Consider the following 16,224-nt stretch of genomic DNA (forward strand, 5'->3'; position numbering starts at 1 on the left):
AACCTTCTTGTGATCCGGGCGTTTCCCGCGCCGGGGTAAAGACGATACGCCAGGAAAATGGCCAAGGCCGGGGGGAACGCGCAGCACATGCATCTTACAGGGGCGCCACTAACCGGTCCGACCGGCCGCAGGGATGTGGCGGGCGCCTGGTGGCGTGGGCTGGGTGCCGCCCTGGTGCTTGTTGTGGCGGGGCAAGCGCGGCTTGCCGTCGCACAGGATGCCGCGACCGATACACGCTCAGCCGAGCAGGAAGCGCTCGAGCTTCCCGCGCCGCCTCCCGATGCCGACCTGCCCGAGCCCCAGCCAGTCATCGGCGAGGACGAGTTTGAAAGCGTCGTGCCGGACCTGCCGCCCGGGGACGATCCGGCGCTTGAACGGCCGCTGGAGAGCATCGAGCAATTCGAGCGCCGCATGGCGGGGGACGCGGATGAGCCGGGGGGTGCGGCGAGTGCAGGCCCACCGCTTGGCAAGCCCGAGCTGGCGGATGGCGAACCGGTCGAGGCGATCGGCGATGCGCCGGTTCGCGACAGTGCGCTGACCGAGCCGCTCGCGCCGCTAGAGACATTCGAGCTCGAAGCCGTGATGTTCGAGGACGAGGACGAGGGCGGGGCGCCGGAAGAACCGGTCACCGTTCCTTACGAAATCGAGTTCGCCGGGCTCGAAAAGGCCGACGCGGCGACCGCCACCGATCTTACGGACCGCTTCTTCGACCTTTCGGCGCTCGAAGCGGGAGATGGTGATGCGGCGAACATCGCCCAGCTCAATGCCCGCCTTGGTGAGGACGCCGAACTTACCAAGCGCCTGCTCGCGGCGCAGGGCTGGTACTCCGCAAACGTTCGGACACGGCTGATCCGACCACAGCGCGAACGCGGGAACGCACCTTTCGTTGCGCGGATCGAGGTCGATCCCGGCCAGCGCTACGTGTTCGAGGATATCGTGATCGATGCGCCGCCTATCGATCCGCCGGGCATCATCGGCGACACTCTCGGCCTGAAAACGGGTGCGCCGGTCATCGCAACGAAGGTGCAGGCGGCCGAAGCGCGCGTCGCGGTGAGGCTCCCGCAGGAAGGCTATCCCTTTGTCGAGATCGGCACGCGTGACATCCTGCTCGATCGCGAAACGGGCGGCGGGGTCTATACCCTCCCGGTCGATCCCGGCCCGCTTTCGGCCTTCGGCGGGATCACGACGAGCGGCGACCTCGCTTTCGATGAGGAGCACATCCGGGAAATCGCCCGGTTCGAACGGGGCGATCCCTATGACAGCCGCATGCTCAACGACCTCAGGCAGGCACTGGTCGCCACCGGCCTCTTCGACGCTGTCGCGGTCTATCCCCAGCCCAGCGGGGAGGATGCCGGCGAGGGACGCGAATATGCCCGCGTGGTCGTCGAACAGGAGGCTGGCCCGCCGCGGACCATCGCCGGGACGGCGGGTTTCGGCACGGGGCGGGGTTTCAGCGTCGAGGGCAGCTGGACCCATCGCAACTTGTTTCCGCCCGAAGGCGCGCTCGGAGTGCGGGGTCTTGCAGGGACTCAGGAACAGGCGCTGGGTGTCAGCTTCCGCCGCTCCAATGCCGGGCGCCGCGACCGCACCTTCGAGCTCACCGCCGATGCGCTGCGCTCCGACTTCGAAGCCTTCGAGGCGCTCACCGGGCGCGTCGCGGCCACGGTGCGCTACATCTCGACGCCGATCTGGCAGAAGCGCCTGACCTATGCTTACGGCGCGCAGTTCTTCGTTTCGAACGAAGAGGATTTCGACAGGGCCCGGAACGCGCGCGACAAGCGCACCTTCATGGTCGCGGGGCTCAAGGGCGAAGTGGGTTTCGACACGACCGACAGCCTGCTCGACCCCACCGAGGGGTTCCGCCTTACCGCCCTGGTCGAGCCCGAGGCGGCTCTTAACCGGGGATTTGAGCCCTATGTCCGCGCCCGGGTCGACGGGTCGGCCTATTACGAGGCAAGCGAATCGATCGTTCTCGCCGGGCGGGTAAGGCTCGGTACGATTCAGGGGATCGACCGGTTCGACCTTGCCCCCTCGCGGCGCTTCTATGCCGGCGGCGGCGGCTCTGTGCGCGGTTTCGGTTTTCAGGAACTGGGACCGCGCGTGCTCGAGCCCAATCCGGACTTTCCCGATCCGGAGGACATCGAACCCGGCACCGATCCCGAGGACCTGCCCGATCCCTTTCGCTCGCGGCCGACCGGCGGACGTGCCCTGTTCGAAGCGGCGGCGGAAGTGCGCTATCGTTTCGGGCCTTACGGTGTGGCCGCTTTCGTCGATGCGGGACAAGTCTATGAAGAGACCTTGCCGCAATTCGACGACATCCGTTTCGGGGTCGGTATCGGCGGGCGCTACTACACCGACTTCGGCCCCATCCGGGTCGACATCGCCATGCCGATCGACCGACAGCGCGGTGAAAGCGCCTTTGCGGTCTATGTTTCCATCGGCCAGGCCTTCTGATGGTGGACGAGACGGACACGGATCCCGCGCCGCAGGAGCGCCGCAGCCGGCCGCGGTGCCTGCTGCGGTTCTTGGGGATCGCGCTCGCCGTGCTGGCGGCGTTGGCCGCGCTCGTCCTGATCGGGATCAACACCCCGCCGGGCAAGGATTTCGTCAAGCGGCAGGTCGAGGGCTTCGAATTCGAGAACGGGTTGGAAATCGGCATCGGGCGGCTCGAAGGCTCGCTTTACGGCAATCTCGTCATCCGCGATCTCGAATTGCGCGACCCCGAAGGCGTCTTCGTCACGGCCGAACGGGTCACGCTCGACTGGCGGCCCTTCGCCTTCATCGGCAACCGGCTCGACATCCGTTCGCTTTCGAGCCCGGAACTGGTGCTCGAACGCCTGCCCGAATTCGCCGAGACGCCGCCCGACGACGCGCCTCTGCTCCCCTCCTTCGACATCGCCATCGACCGCCTGGTGATCGACCGCATTGTCGTAGAGGAGGCGGTGGCAGGCACGCGTCGGGTTCTCGCCCTCAAAGGCGAGGCGCTTGTCGAGGAGGGGCGGGCGAAGATCGCCGCCGATCTTTCGTCCCTGCCCGTCGAGGACGCGCCGGGCGAAGCGCAGGCGGGGGACCGGCTCGCCCTGTTGCTCGATGCCGTCCCGGAAGAGAACCGGCTCGATCTCGAACTCGATCTTGCCGCGCCCGAAGACGGGGTCATCGCTGCGCTCGCCGACCTCTCGCAGCCGCTCAGCGTAGAGTTGACGGGGGAGGGCGACTGGGCGAGATGGGACGGGCGGTTCGTTGCCGATCTCGCCGGCGAAGACCTCGCCCGGCTCGATCTTGCCGCGCGCGACGGCCGTTTTGCGATCGAGGGCACGGCCCGCGCCGCGCGCCTGTTCAACGGAACCCCGGCTAGCCTGCTTGCGCCAGAGGTCGCGGTCGATCTAACCGCCGGTGTCGAAGGTTCCGCTGCGCAGATTTCGGGCGAGCTTGCCAGTGACTCCTTCCGCCTCGGGGCCAAGGGCGGGGTCGATATCGCGGCAAGCGCCTTCGAGGAATTGGCGCTGGATTTCCACCTGTTGCAGCCCGCCGCGCTGACCGATGCCTTTTCCGGGCGCGAGATCGACGCCGATCTCGTGCTCGACGGTTCCTTTGGCGCGCCTGCGATCGATTACCGCGTCACCGCGGGGCGATTGACGCTTGGCGCGCTGACCTTCGTCGATCTGGCTGCAGCCGGCCTGTCGCGTCGCGAGGAGGGCGTGCTCACAGTTCCCGTCGAGGCGCGTGCAGCGCGGGTCACGGGGATCGATGCGGCAGCCGGCGGAACCTTGCGCGGCTTGCGCCTGACCGGCACCTTCGCGCTCGACGGCGACCGCCTGCTGTCCGACAATCTGCGCCTCACCTCGCGCCGGATCGATGCGCGCGGGACGGTGCTCGCCGATCTGGCAGGGGGGCGCTATTCGGGCTCGATCGACGGGCGTCTCGACGATTATCGGATCGAGAGTGTCGGCATCTTCGACATCGGCACCGATCTCGATCTCACTGCGGGCAGTGAAGGCGATTTCGCGATCAGGGGACGGGTGCGCACCCGCTCGCAGCGTATCGTCAACGAAGGGGTGCGCGACTTTCTCGGTGGCGAGGCGGTGGCGGCGAGCGATATCGTCTATCTCTCCGACGGACGGCTCCGGCTGACTAATCTTCGAATTCGCGCGCCCGAATTCGAGGTGACAGGAGGAAGCGGCTCCTATGCGCTCGATGGGCGGATCGCGCTCGATGCGAGCGGGGTGAGCGGTGATTACGGCCCGTTCGGCCTGCAGGTTGCCGGGACCATCGCCGATCCCGATGCCGTGCTCACCGCAGAGAGTCCCGGCCTCGGCGTGGGTCTTGCGAACCTGCGTGCCGAAATCGAGGGCGCGCCTGGCGGCTATCGCCTGCTCGCCACCGGGGAAACCGATTACGGTCCCGTCGAGGGCGATTTCATGCTCGGCACGGGCGAGACTTTGACACTCGACATAGCGCGCGCCGATTTTGCGGGGATAGAATTGGCTGGTTCGCTCGAACAGAGTGCGGCCGGACCGTTTGTCGGGCGGCTCGATGCAAGCGGGCGCGGGATCAACGGGATCGTGCGGCTCGAGGCGGAAGGCGAATACCAGGCAGCATTGGTGAACCTGCGCGCTGACGGCGGCAATCTCGGCGGCCCGCTCGACCTCACGATCGGGGCGGCGAGCGTCGATGCGCGGATCGTGCTTTACGACCGGCCGAGCTTCGTCGCCGAGGCGGATATTGCGCGGGCCGGTATTGGCGGGCTCAACATCAACGCCGCGAAGGCGAAGATCGATTACCGCGACGGGGCGGGCAGCGCCCGCATCCTTGCCGAAGGGACCGGCGGCGCGCCCTTCCGGGTGGCCGCGAATGCCGAGTTGCAGGAGGATCTGTGGCGCGCCGCAATCGAGGGCAAGGTGCGCGGCATCCGTTTCGGAACCGCTTCGCCGGCGCGGATCGTCCCGGGCGAGGACGGTTATGAATTGCTGCCGACGCGGATCGATGTCGGATCGGGTAGCCTGCGTCTCGCCGGGCGCTACGGCGAGGGACTGCGCGTGCAGACCCGGCTCGACCAGCTTGATGTCGCGCTGGTCAATGCCTTCGTTCCCGGTCTCGGGCTGGGCGGCGAGGCGAGCGGGAGCCTCGATTTCGCGCAAAGGTCGCCCGATGCCTTCCCGCGCGCCGATGGGCGTCTCAGGATCGATGATTTCAGTCGCTCGACCGCGGCGGCCGTGAGCGAACCGGTCGACATCAATTTCGTCGGCAAGCTGCTCGCGGACGGAGGCGAAGCGCGCTTGGTAGCCCGGCGGCGCGGCGCGGTGATCGGGCGCATGATCGCTTCTTTGCGCCCGCTCGGGCCGGGGGCGGGGCCGTGGACCGAGCGCCTTCTCGAAGCCCCATTAGGCGGCGGGGTGCGCTATAACGGACCGGCGGGGACGCTTTTTTCCTTCGCCGGCCAGCCCAACCAGACCCTCGAAGGGACGATCGGCGTGGCGGCCGATTTCGCCGGGCAGGTCGATTCCCCAGAGCTTGCCGGGATCGTCCGGGCGCAATCCCTCGAATATCGCAACCAGATCTACGGCACGCGCCTGTCGGGCATTGCGGTCTCGGCCCGCTTCGACGGGTCCCGACTCGAAATCGAGCGGCTCGTGGCGGATGCGGGCCAGGGCAGCGTCTCCGCGAGCGGCTTTGTCAGCCTGTCTTCGCAAAGCGGCTATCCGATGGATCTCGCCGCACGGCTCGACAATGCACGCCTCGCTCGTAGCGATACGGTCTCGGCGCGCGCCACCGGCGAATTGCGCCTGACCAAGCAGGCGGGCGAGACCGCCCTGCTCGCGGGCGAAATCCGGCTGCCCGAGACACGCTATCGCATCGTACGCCAGGGGGCGGCGGAAGTGACCGAGCTCGAAGGCGTACGCTTCAGGGCGGAGGCCGGACCCAGACGAATCACCGGCGGCGAGTCCGCGACCACGGGCCCGGGCCTTTTAGGCAAGGTGCGGCTCGACGTGTCGCTCATCGCGCCCGACCAGCTCTACGTCTCGGGCATGGGGCTGGAAAGCGAATGGAGCGCGGACCTGGGCCTCAAGGGCACCAGCGCCGATCCGCGGGTTTCCGGAACAATCGCTCTCGTGCGCGGGACGCTCGGTTTCGCGGGGCGCTCCTTCGCGCTCGAGGAGGGTCGGCTCGGCTTCGTCGGAGGGGGCGAGATCAATCCGACGATCGATCTCGCCGCGAGCGAGCAGATCGAGGACATCACCGTCACCGTCACCGCGACGGGCCGCGCCTTCGAACCGCAGATCGGCTTTTCCAGCACGCCGTCCCTGCCGCAGGACGAAGTGCTCTCGCGGATCCTGTTCGGGTCTTCGGTTGCGAACCTATCGGCGATACAGGCGGTCCAGCTCGCCGCGTCGCTCAATTCGCTGCGCGCAAGCGGGGGAGGGTTCAACCCGCTCGGCACGCTGCGTTCGGCGACCGGTATCGACCGGCTGCGCGTGCTCGGATCTGACGAGGCGATCGGCCGCGGCACGGCGATCGCAGCGGGGCAATACCTGACGGACGACATCTATGTCGAATTCATCACCGATGCGCGCGGTTTCACCGCGACCCAGATCGAGATCAGCCTGACCCGCACGCTTTCGGTTCTCAGCCAGGCGGGCGGTTCTGGCGCGACGAATTTCAACGTCAAATACGCGAAGGACTACTGATGTTTCGCACTGGTTTGTTGAGCTTGTACATCCTTGTCGGGGCCTGCGCCGAAAAACCCGACTTCGATACCCGCTACGAGGAGGCGGCGAAGGACATTTCGGAGCGGGCCGAGGCGATCGATGCCGAACTCGCGGCGGAGGAGGAAACCCGCGAAATCGAGCCGTCCGAGCAGGATAAATGATAACCTATGTTGCAGGCATATGCGACCCGCTGCAAGACAAGTTGAATCGCACACATGCCAGCCATCGCATTTACAAATCTTGGAACTGGTAAATCCGGAATACCGTTTGGGGTGTTGAATCCGAAATCAACACCCCAATCACGTTCGGAGATCACGTTTGCCCTCGATCGAAAATTTCCTGACCTATGCCTTCTGGCAATATGATGTCATTCGGCACCTTTTCGCATTCTCCACCGCAGTCTTCCTCGCGGGCCTCGTCTATTTCGCGATGACCGCGCGTACCACCGCGCCTACTTACCGCCTGTCCGCCTACATCTCCGCTGTCGTCATGGTCTCCGCCGCGCTCGAGCTCGGCCAGCTCTGGCTGCTGTGGAACCAGAGCTTCGAATGGGCTGTCCTGCGCGGCAGCTTCGTGCCGGTGGCGGGCGAGCAGTTCTCGAACGGCTATCGCTACATGAATTGGCTGATCGACGTGCCGATGCTGGCGACGCAGCTGGTCGTGGTGTGCGGCTTTGCCGGTGCGGAGCTGCGCAATCGCTGGGCCAAGCTGACGATCGCGGGCGTGCTCATGATCCTGACCGGCTATGTCGGCCAGTATTTCGAGCCCGCCGTCGCCGGCATTCCCGGATATGAGGGCGCGGTGCAATTCTGGATCTGGGGCATCGTTTCGACCGCCTTCTATGTCTGGATGCTGCTCATCCTCGCCGATGCGGTACGCAATCCCAAAGGCGATCCCTCGGACGAGGTGCGCGCGCGATTGAAATTCTGTTTCTGGTTCCTGCTGGCGACCTGGTCGATCTATCCGCTCGCCTATGCCATGCCGCTGTTCTCCCCGACGGCCGAGGGCGTGGTGGTGCGGCAGGTCATCTACACCGTGGCCGACGTTTCCTCGAAACTGGTCTTCGGCGTGATACTTTCGCAGGTCGCGCTGAAGCGCAGTGCGAATGACGGCTTCGAACCCGCCTGCGAGGCCACCGGCGAGATCGACGCCCGGGCGCAGGCGGGCTGATGCGCAAAGCGTTTCTATCGGGCGCGGCGGTCGCGCTTGTTTCAGGCTGCGCGCTCGACCCGCCCGATGCCGCGCTGCCGCCCGCCGTAGAGGCCCTGCCGGAACGCTACGGGCAAACCGACGCGGCCGATGGTTACGAGCCGGTCGAATGGTGGAAGAGCTACGAGGACCCGGCGCTCGATGCGCTGGTCGAGCGCGCGCTCGCGGCCAATCTCGACATCGCCGAGGTGGTCGCACGGATCGAAGAAGTCGATGCGCGCTACGAGCGCGAGCGCGCCGGCCTCTTTCCGCAGGTCAATGCCGGGATCGAGACGAATTACGCCAACCAGCCCGCGACCGGGCTCGGCGCGGCGCTGGGCGATGCGGCCCGTGGCAGCGCGGGGCAGAATGGAGGAGACGTTCCACCGCCGGGCCAGGATGCCGGCGAGAGCCCCGCGACGCCCCGTGACGGCAGCGACACGCAGCGATTCTCGTTCTCGACCTATTCCGCCCGGCTCCAGGCCTCGTGGGAAGCCGACATCTGGGGCCGTCTCACCAATCGCGCCCGCGCCGCCGATGCCAATCTCGCCGCCAGCCGCGCCGAATTGCGGGCCGTTCGCATCCGTATAGCGAGCGCTGTGATGCGCGATTACTTCGATCTCGTCGAAACCGAGCAGCTGCGCGATCTCAGCGCGCTGCAGGCCGATATACTGGGCGAGAGGGTGGAGCTTGCCGAGCGTGCTTTCCTGCGCGGGGTCGGGTCCTCCTTCGAACTCATCTCCCTGCGCGAAAGCCGCCGTGAGGCGGAAGCCGCCGTTCCCCGGCTCGACGCGGACCTGACCCGGGCAAGGGCGCGGCTCGCCGTGCTGCTGGCGACCTATCCGGGCGAGGTCGAGGAGACCCTGGCCGAAGCGGGCGTGCTGGCCGTCACCTTGCCGATGGAGGCGGTTCCGGCCGGTCTGCCCGCGCGCCTGCTCGCGCGGAGGCCAGATATTGCCGCAGCGCGCGCGCGGCTCGATGCGGCGCGTTTCGGCGTGGCGGCGGCAGAGGCAGCGCGGCTGCCCCAGCTCACGTTCAATGTCAGCGGCGGGCTCGAAGGCAACGAGCCTGCGGGAGTGTTCGACCCGCAGAACTGGTTCGTGAACCTGTTGGGGGCGCTCACCGCGCCGATTTTTGATGCCGGCCGGATCGGAGCGCAGATCGAGATCAGCGAGGCGCAGATGCGCCAGCGCGCGGCAGCCTATGGTCGCACGGTGATCGATGCCTTCGCGGAGGTCGAGACCGCGCTCGCCCGCCATCGCGCCGCAGCGCAGCGCGTGCGCCTGATCGAAGCCGACCTCGCCAGCGCGCGCGAGGCCGCCGATCTCCAACTGCGCCGCTTCGAGCGCGGGACAGGCGCCTATTCCGACTGGCTCGATGCGCGGCTCAACGTGCTGAATTCGCGCCGCCTCATCGTCCAGGCCGAGCGCCTGGTGGCCGATGCGCGGCTTGGCGTGCATCGCGCGCTGGGCGGCGCGTGGAAGCGCGAATGGCTCGCGCTCGGAGAGGCCGATGGCTGAGGCTGAACCCGGCGGGAGCGATGACAGCGGTGAAAAGGACGGCGCCCCCGACAAGCGCAAGTGGCGGCTGATCGCGCTCGGGGTTCTGCTGGCGGCGGTGGCGGTCGCTGCCGCCTTGTGGCTCCTGCGCCCCCAGCAACAGGGCGAGGAGCCGCCCGAGCGCGCGCCGCTGGTGGGTGTGACCCGGATCGACGAGCGCAGCGAACCGATCCGCGTGACCGGGCAGGGGACGGTGCGCGCCGTGAGCGAACTCGCCCTGTCGCTGCAGGTCGGCGGGCGCGTGGCATGGGTCAATCCTTCCCTGCGTAGAGGCGAGCGCGTGCGCCGCGGCGAGACGCTGGTGCGGATCGAGAGCGCAGACTATGCCTCGCGCGCGGAACAGGCCCGTGCCGAAGTCGAACGGGCGCGGCTCGACCTTGCCCGGGCCGAGGAAACGCGCGCGACGCGGGAGGAGGAATTCGAGCGCCTGCGTGAGCGTCTGGCACAGGACGACGCGCGCGCATCCGACAGGATCGAGGGCGATTTCGTGCGTCCGGGCGAAGCGCGTGGGCGCGACACCGCACAGCTCGCCGAGAACCCTTCGCCACTGGCGCTGGGAGAGCGCGAGGTCGATGCCGCGCAAGCCGCGCTGGCGGGTGCGCGGGCGCGTCTTGCCGACGCCCGGCGCGATGTCGCCCGGACCCGGCTCAAGGCGCCTTTCGACGGCGTGGTGCGCTCCAAATCGGTCGAGCGCGGGCAGTTCGTCCGGCCGGGCGAGCAGCTCGCCGAGCTTTACGATGCCGGCACGCTCGAAGTCGTCGTTCCGCTGACCCAGCGCAAGGCCGCGCTGATCCCGCGGGTATTCGCGCCGGTCACGAGCGGCAGTGCGGCCGGCCTTCCCGCCACGGTACGGGTCGATTTCGGCGGGGCGAGCTGGGCGTGGGATGCGACGGTGGAGGGGACGCAGGGAGAAATCGACCCGCAGACCCGCACGCTCGGCGTGGTTGTGCGCATCGCGCGACCCGTCGGTGGTGGGCGGCCCGCAGTGGATGCCGAAACCCCAGGCGAGGCGCCCCCGCTCCTGCCCGGATTTTTTGCGGATGTGGAATTTCTCGCCGAGACCCCGCCGGCCTATTACGCGATTCCGCGCGATGCGCTGCGTGCCGGGACGCGCGTCTGGGCCTTGCGCGAGGGGCGGATCGAATTCATCCACGTCGACGTTATCGCGCGCGAAGGGGCCGAGCTGTTCGTCACCGGTCCAGGGTTCAGGGACGGCGAGCGGATCGTCACTGGCGACCTTCCATCGATAAGCGAAGGCATGAAAGTGCGCACTGGCGAGGACCGCTCGACACCAGCGCTCGACGCGCGCGAAAGCGGAGGCGAGACCCCGGCTATCGGCTCGGACGGCAAAGGCGGCGGCGCATGAGGGGCCCGATCGCATGGATGGCCGGAAACGGTGTCGCGGCGAACCTGCTGATGCTGCTCCTGCTGGTCGCGGGCGCGGTCAGCATCCAGCAGGTCCCCACCAAGGTCTTTCCCGAATTCGCATTGGGCGCGGTGCAGGTCCAGGTCGAGTATCGCGGTGCCTCCCCGCAGGAGATCGAACAATCGGTGATCCGCCCGATCGAGGAAAAGATCGAGGCGGTCGAGGGCGTGGACGAAGTTACAGCGACCGCTGCCGAGGGGCTCGGCATCGTCACCGCTCAGCTGAAACAGGGCGTGTCCGCCTCCCAGAAGGCCGACGAGATCGAGGCCGAGGTGAACCGCATCACCAGCCTGCCCGACCGCTCCGAGCGCCCGCAGGTGAGCGAGCTCGACAATCGCCAGCGTGTGGTCGAACTCGTGATTTACGGCGACGCTCCGCCCGCCAGCCTCAAGGAGATCGCCTATCGCTTCGAGGATGAACTCGCCGCGCGCGAGGCGATCTCGCTGGTCGAGGTCTCCGGCGTGCGCGAGGACGAGATCGCGATCGAAGTCTCCAAGCAAGCCCTTCGCGCCTATGATCTATCCTTGCCGCAGATCGCCGAACGGATCGGGGCAAACAGCGTCGACCTGCCTGCGGGCGATGTCGAGACCGAGGGCGAGGATATCCTGCTGCGCATCGAGGAGCAGAATTATTCGCGCGCGCAATTCGAGGATATCGTGCTGCTGGCAGGCAGCGCGGGCGCGCAGGTCCGGCTGGGTGACATTGGCACCGTCACCGACGGCTTTCGCGACAGCGGCCTCGTCACGCAGTTCGCGGGCCGACCCGCCGCTGCTGTCCAGGTTTTCCGCGTGGGGGACGAACAGGCGCTCGACATCGCGGCCGAGGTCGAAAGCTATATCGAGGAGCAGGAGGCGAATCTTCCCCCCGGCGTTTCGGTCGCGATCTGGCAGAATGAGGCGAACGAGCTGCGCAGTCGGCTTTCCCTGCTGATCGAAAGCGCGGTGCTGGGCGCGATCCTCGTGGTCGTCACGCTGGCCCTGTTCCTCGACCTGCGCGTCGCCTTCTGGGTGTCCTTCGGGATCGTCGTGTCCTTTGTCGGAACATTCGCGGTGATGGGCCTTGCCGACCTGTCCATCAACCAGCTCTCGCTGTTCGGTTTCATCCTGGCGCTGGGCATACTGGTCGACGACGCGGTGGTGGTGGGCGAGAACATCTATGCCGAGCGCGAGAAGGGCAGGAGCGGCATCGATGCTGCCGTCTCGGGCGCACAGCGCGTGGTGCGTCCGGTGGTGTTCGCGATCCTGACGACGATGACCGCCTTCTCGCTGCTCGTCTTCCTGCCGGGCACAACGGGCAAGTTCCTTTACGCGATCCCGGTCATCGTCATCATCGCGCTCGGCCTGTCGCTGGTCGAATCGCTGTTCATCCTGCCGCACCACCTTTCGGGCATGAAGGAGGGTGAGACCAAGGGCGGGATCCTGCGCGCCCATGGCAGGCTCAGGGCATGGTTCGACGACAGGCTCGCGCGCTTTCGCGAAGGCCCGCTCGATCGGGCGGTGCGCTTCGCGGTCGCGCATTACATGGTGGTGATGGCCGGGGTGGTCGGCCTGTTCGCGATCGTCGCGGTGCTGTTCTCGGCCGGATACGTCAAGTTCATCTTCTTCCCCCAGATCGAGGGGCAATTCGTCACTGCCGAGCTCGAGATGCCGCAGGGCAGCCCCGCGCCGGTGACTTTGTCGGTGGCCGATTATGTGCGCCAGTCCGGTCTCCGGGTGGCCGACCGGCTCGAAGCCGAGCGCGAAGGAGACGAGGGCAGGAACAAGGCGCCCCTGCTCGAAGGCACCTACACCACGATCGGCCGCGCGCCGCAGGCCGGTCAGGGGCCGGGCAATGCCTCGACCCCCTTCATCCAGCCGAGTCTCGCGACGGTCCGGTTCAAGCTGTCCGACCCCGACATGCGCGAAATCACCTCGCGCGCTTTCCAGGAACAGCTGCGCGAGGAGGTCGGCGAAGTCGCAGGCGCGCGCAGCCTGTCCTATTCGGCCAGCCTCGTCTCGGTCGGCGCGCCGGTGGTGGCCGAATTGTCCGCCGACAGCGAGGCCGAACTGGAGCGCGCGGTCGAACGGGTCCGCGCGGCGCTCGCCGCCCAGTCGGGGGTGGTCGAAATACGCGACGACCTGACGCGGGGCCAGCGCGAACTCGAGCTCGAGCTGCTCCCCGAGGCGCGCAATCTCGGCCTCACGCGGCAGGATCTCGCGCAGCAGGCGCGCGCGGCGACGTTCGGGGCCGAGGCGGTGCGGATCCAACGCGGCCGCGAGGAGGTGCGGGTCTATGTCCGCCTACCCGAAGACGAACGCGACGCGCTCGAAGACCTCGCCGATTACCGCATCCGCCCGCCCGGCAGCGCGGCGAGCATACCTTTCGGCGAAGTCGCGAGCATCGAATACGGCTCCGCGCCTTCCACCATCGACCGGCGCGACGGGCAGCGGATCATCACCGTCACCGCCGACGTGCTGCCGGGCGTGACGACGGGCTCGGAAGTGACCGCGATGCTCGCAAGCGAGCTGCTGCCCGGCCTCAAGCGGGAGATACCGAGCCTAGACTGGAATTTCGGCGGCGAGCAACGCGAACAGGGCGAGGTCGTACCCGCCCTGCTTCGCAATCTGGTGCTCGCCTTGTTCGCGATCTACGCCCTGCTTGCGGTGCCGCTGCGCTCCTATACCCAGCCGCTCGTGATCCTGTCAGCCGTGCCGCTCGGGCTCGTCGGCGCGGTGCTCGGCCACCTGTTGCTGGGGCTCGACCTTACGATCCTCTCGCTGTTCGGGATTGTCGGGCTCGCCGGCGTGGTCATCAACGATGCGCTGCTGCTGGTCGATTTTCTCAATGAGCGGCGGCTGGAAGGCGAGGAAATGGGGACCGCGATCGTCGAAGCGGCGAAAAGCCGCTGGCGCCCGATCCTGTTGACGTCGATGACGACCTTTTTCGGCATCCTGCCCCTAATCGCGGCGCAGAGCGTGCAGGCCCGCTTCCTCGTCCCGCTGGCGGCGAGCGTCGCCTTCGGCGTGCTGTTCGCGACTTTCGTCCAGATGGTCGTCGTTACCGCGCTGGCCAAGGCGCATGCCGACGCGCTGACCGCGATCAAGAGCCGCCTCAAGGGCAAGCGCCCGGATAAGGTCGAAGTGGTCCACGCCGACACCACCGGTGCGACGTCCTGAAGGTCCTTGCTGCAGGGATGGTGGGCGCGGCAAGGATTGAACTTGCGACCCCACCCGTGTGAAGGGTGTGCTCTACCACTGAGCTACGCGCCCGTCCGGCGGTGTGCGGACAGGGGCGCGCCTTTACTGGCTGTCCGCCAGCTTGGCAAGCATTGCCTTGGGCGGCGGGGTCACTTTCCGACGATGCGCGCGATGACCTCGCCCCAGCCCTTCGCCCCGCGCGAGGAAACGGGCGGCGCTTCGTCCGGACAGGCAAGGCAATGGGCCTGCACCCCGCGCGTGCCCGACAGGCGTTCGGCATCGGCGGCGAGGCGGGCGACCAGCCCCTCGCGCTGGCGCGCAGCCTGCGCGAACAGGTCGCCCTCGGCTGCAACAGGCGCGGGCGCGGCGGTCTGCGTGACGAGCCGGCGGATCAGCGAATCGTACCGCGGCGCGGTCTCGCCAAGATAGCGCGGATGCCAATCGCCTTCCTCTATTTCGGCCTTGGCGGCGACCCATGCGAGCGCGTCCTCAAGCCCGCCGAATTGGTCTACGAGGCCAATCTGGCGAGCCGTACCGCCGTCCCACACGCGGCCCTGTGCGATTTGATCGACCCGCTCGACCGAAAGACCGCGCGATTTCGAGACGAGCGTGATGAAGTCGCGGTAGCTGTCGCCGATCGAAGCCTGCAGGATGCTGTCGACCTCGGGCGTCAGCCCGGCGATCACGTCGGGCTGGCCCGACAGGGGCGTGGTGCGGAACCCGTCGGCATTGACCCCGATCCGCGCCGCCGCATCCTCGAAGGTGGGCAGCACGGCGAAGACCCCGATCGAGCCGGTGATCGTCTCGGGCTGGGCGAAGATGCGGTCGCCCGCCGTCGCGACCCAGTAGCCCCCGCTTGCCGCGACATTGCCGAAGGAAACGGCAACCGGCATACCCTTGTCGCGGTAGCGCTGCACGGCGGTCCGGATACGGTCCGAGGCGAGCGCGGAGCCGCCGGGCGAATTGACGCGCACGACGAGTCCGGCAAGGTCATCGTCCAGCGCGTCGTCGAGCAGGTCCGCGATACGCTCGCCCCCGGCCGTGCCCGGCCCGGCATCGCCATCGACGATATTGCCCGCGACCGTGACAACGCCGATCGCCTTGCCTGTCCGGCCCGGCGCGGTGTCGGCAAGATAGGCCGAGTAATCGCTCTTGGCGAAGGCGCCGGGCCGCTTGTTCCAGCGATCCGTGCCCGCCACTTCGGCCACGCGCGCGCCGAATTCGGCCTTCGTGCCGAGCCGGTCGACCAGTTTCGCATCGAGCGCGGCATCGGCAAGGTCGCCCGCCGATCCTTCGATCCACGCCACGGGATCGCTTGTGACCCGCTCGATCTCGGCGGCGGGGCGGGCGGTCTTGACGGTCGCCTTCCACTCTTCCCACAGCGCGCCGTAGAGCGCCGCGAGGTTTTCGCGCGCCTGCTCCGACATCGAATTGCGCTCGAACGGTTCGACCGCCGACTTGAATTCGCCCACGCGGTAGATGCGGGCATTGATGCTCAGGCGCTCGAGCAAGTCGGCGTAATAGAGGTTCGAGCCGCCGGGTCCGCTGACCAGCGCACCGCCCATGGGATCGACCCACACCTCGCTTGCATGGGAGGCGAGCTGGAGATGATCGTCGGCATAGGCGAGGGCATAGGTGAAAACCGGCTTGTCCGCCTGCTTCACGCGCTCGATAGCCTCGCCGATCTCCTGCAGGTGAACCTGCCCGCCGCCGGCGAACATGGTGAGGTCGAACACCACCGCCTTGACGCGTTCATCGCCCGCCGCCGCATCGAGCGCGCGCACGAGATCGCGGGCCTGGAATTCCTTGACCGGCGCCTGGCCGCTGATGATCGCGGTGATGGGATCGACCGGGGAGCGTTCCTCGACCACGAAGCCGGCAAGGTCGACATACAGCGCGCCTTCGCGGACCTGGCCGGGATTCGGGCTGGCCGAAAGGGCGGCGAACAAAGCGACGAAGAACAGCAGCATGAAAGCGAGGACGAGACCGTCCTTGATCCCGACCAGGACTTTCCAGATCTTGCCCACGAAACTCATATACGGCCCTTTGCTGCGTCATTGGTTTCCCGCCCCCGGACCGCCGCCCCCGCGCCAAGAGGGTCGGGGGCCGCGTCAAGGCCGGTTCTTTTGGATTGGCTGCTGTCATACGTAATGCGCCAGCGTGCCGGA

At 67.5% G+C, this 16,224-nt stretch carries 8 protein-coding genes and 1 tRNA gene; 7 read left to right on the forward strand and 2 right to left on the reverse strand.

Going from position 1 to position 16,224, the window contains the following annotated elements:
* The first annotated feature begins 174 nt into the window (after positions 1-174).
* From RIB52_RS12855 to RIB52_RS12885, 7 genes are all read left to right on the forward strand, one after another.
* Positions 175-2,454 (forward strand): autotransporter assembly complex protein TamA, encoded by a 2,280-nt coding sequence (locus RIB52_RS12855; protein WP_350176147.1) that lies wholly within the window; start codon positions 175-177, stop codon positions 2,452-2,454.
* Complete coding sequence (locus RIB52_RS12860; RefSeq protein ID WP_350176149.1) at positions 2,454-6,686, forward strand: translocation/assembly module TamB domain-containing protein; 4,233 nt, start codon at positions 2,454-2,456, stop codon at positions 6,684-6,686. Before RIB52_RS12855 ends, RIB52_RS12860 begins: the two co-directional genes overlap by 1 nt.
* Positions 6,686-6,868 (forward strand): hypothetical protein, encoded by a 183-nt coding sequence (locus RIB52_RS12865; RefSeq protein WP_350176151.1) that lies wholly within the window; start codon positions 6,686-6,688, stop codon positions 6,866-6,868. Before RIB52_RS12860 ends, RIB52_RS12865 begins: the two co-directional genes overlap by 1 nt.
* Positions 6,869-7,025: 157 nt before the next feature.
* A complete protein-coding gene (locus RIB52_RS12870) occupies positions 7,026-7,877 on the forward strand; it encodes a bacteriorhodopsin (protein WP_350176153.1) in 852 nt (283 codons plus the stop codon).
* The gene (locus RIB52_RS12875; RefSeq protein ID WP_350176155.1) at positions 7,877-9,415 is read left to right on the forward strand and encodes a TolC family protein; all 1,539 of its coding nucleotides are present in this window, start codon (positions 7,877-7,879) and stop codon (positions 9,413-9,415) included. Before RIB52_RS12870 ends, RIB52_RS12875 begins: the two co-directional genes overlap by 1 nt.
* On the forward strand, positions 9,408-10,820 hold the full coding sequence (locus RIB52_RS12880) for an efflux RND transporter periplasmic adaptor subunit (protein WP_350176157.1): 1,413 nt from the start codon (positions 9,408-9,410) through the stop codon (positions 10,818-10,820). The genes RIB52_RS12875 and RIB52_RS12880 overlap by 8 nt, the downstream gene beginning before the upstream one ends.
* Positions 10,817-14,035, forward strand: a complete 3,219-nt coding sequence (locus RIB52_RS12885) for an efflux RND transporter permease subunit (protein WP_350176159.1) — start codon at positions 10,817-10,819, stop codon at positions 14,033-14,035. The genes RIB52_RS12880 and RIB52_RS12885 overlap by 4 nt, the downstream gene beginning before the upstream one ends.
* 18 nt (positions 14,036-14,053) lie before the next feature.
* On the opposite strand, the gene RIB52_RS12890 is transcribed toward RIB52_RS12885, so the two are convergent.
* A tRNA-Val gene (locus tag RIB52_RS12890) sits at positions 14,054-14,128 on the reverse strand.
* Between the two features lie 77 nt (positions 14,129-14,205).
* Complete coding sequence (gene sppA, locus RIB52_RS12895; RefSeq protein WP_350176161.1) at positions 14,206-16,092, reverse strand: signal peptide peptidase SppA; 1,887 nt, start codon at positions 16,090-16,092, stop codon at positions 14,206-14,208.
* Positions 16,093-16,224 lie beyond the last annotated feature (132 nt).

The sequence above is a fragment of the Erythrobacter sp. genome (assembly GCF_040217515.1).
Classification (GTDB): Bacteria; Pseudomonadota; Alphaproteobacteria; order Sphingomonadales; family Sphingomonadaceae; genus Erythrobacter.

Coding starts and splice junctions, on each gene's coding strand:
- RIB52_RS12860 (WP_350176149.1), top strand. CDS start 2,454: ATGGTGGACGAGACGGACACGGATCCCGCGCCGCAGGAGCGCCGCAGC.
- RIB52_RS12865 (WP_350176151.1), top strand. CDS start 6,686: ATGTTTCGCACTGGTTTGTTGAGCTTGTACATCCTTGTCGGGGCCTGC.
- RIB52_RS12875 (WP_350176155.1), top strand. CDS start 7,877: ATGCGCAAAGCGTTTCTATCGGGCGCGGCGGTCGCGCTTGTTTCAGGC.
- RIB52_RS12880 (WP_350176157.1), top strand. CDS start 9,408: ATGGCTGAGGCTGAACCCGGCGGGAGCGATGACAGCGGTGAAAAGGAC.
- RIB52_RS12885 (WP_350176159.1), top strand. CDS start 10,817: ATGAGGGGCCCGATCGCATGGATGGCCGGAAACGGTGTCGCGGCGAAC.
- sppA (WP_350176161.1), bottom strand. CDS start 16,092: ATGAGTTTCGTGGGCAAGATCTGGAAAGTCCTGGTCGGGATCAAGGAC.